This is a genomic window from Maribellus luteus, from assembly GCF_003576475.1.
Lineage (GTDB): Bacteria > Bacteroidota > Bacteroidia > Bacteroidales > Prolixibacteraceae > Draconibacterium > Draconibacterium luteum.
On sequence record NZ_QWGR01000210.1, the window covers coordinates 1 to 558 of the forward strand.

Annotated in this window: 2 protein-coding genes; both read right to left on the reverse strand. The window is 66.1% G+C overall.

Annotation, left to right across the window (positions count from 1 at the left end; genetic code table 11):
- Positions 1-235, reverse strand: a 235-nt coding sequence (locus D1614_RS28625) for a hypothetical protein (RefSeq protein WP_119440529.1), incomplete at its 3' end; no start/stop codon positions are given.
- Positions 232-558 (reverse strand): 4Fe-4S dicluster domain-containing protein (locus D1614_RS28630; RefSeq protein WP_206610195.1); only part of this gene is annotated, 327 nt, incomplete at its 5' end. The genes D1614_RS28625 and D1614_RS28630, both read right to left, overlap by 4 nt.

Below are 558 nucleotides of genomic sequence, written 5' to 3' on the forward strand. Positions count from 1 at the left end.
TGTTGTACTCGTTCTGGTATTGGCCGCGTGCTCGGATCTGGTTCTGCCAGCTCGTGCGGTCGCCGGGGGTCCAGTTCTTGGCCATGAACGGATCACCTTCCGCACCCTTGTAGGCTGGCGCATCGTCCTTGCGATGCGAAGCGAACGCGGTCTGCGGGCGCTCGCCGCAGGCGCCGAGCAACAGCAAAGCACCAAGGGCGAACACCAGGCTGGTCGATCGTGCGGGGGCGATCATGATTGCGCTCCCGGCGCCGAAGCCGGTGCGGCAGGTGCGGCCGGGGTTGCCGGCGCCGCCTGAGCGCCCTTGCCCTGCGCGCCGCCGTAGGCCGTGCCCCATCCGAACAACTCCGCGCCCTTCCCGCGTTTCATGACACGGTTGCGCAGGATGTCGGAAATCACATCGCCATCGCCGCCGAGCAGCGCCTTCGTCGAGCACATCTCCGCGCACAGCGGAAGCTTCCCTTCGGCCAGGCGGTTGCGACCGTACTTCTCGAATTCTTCCTCGCTACCGTTCTTCTCGGGGCCGCCTGCGCAGAACGTGCATTTGTCCATCTTGCC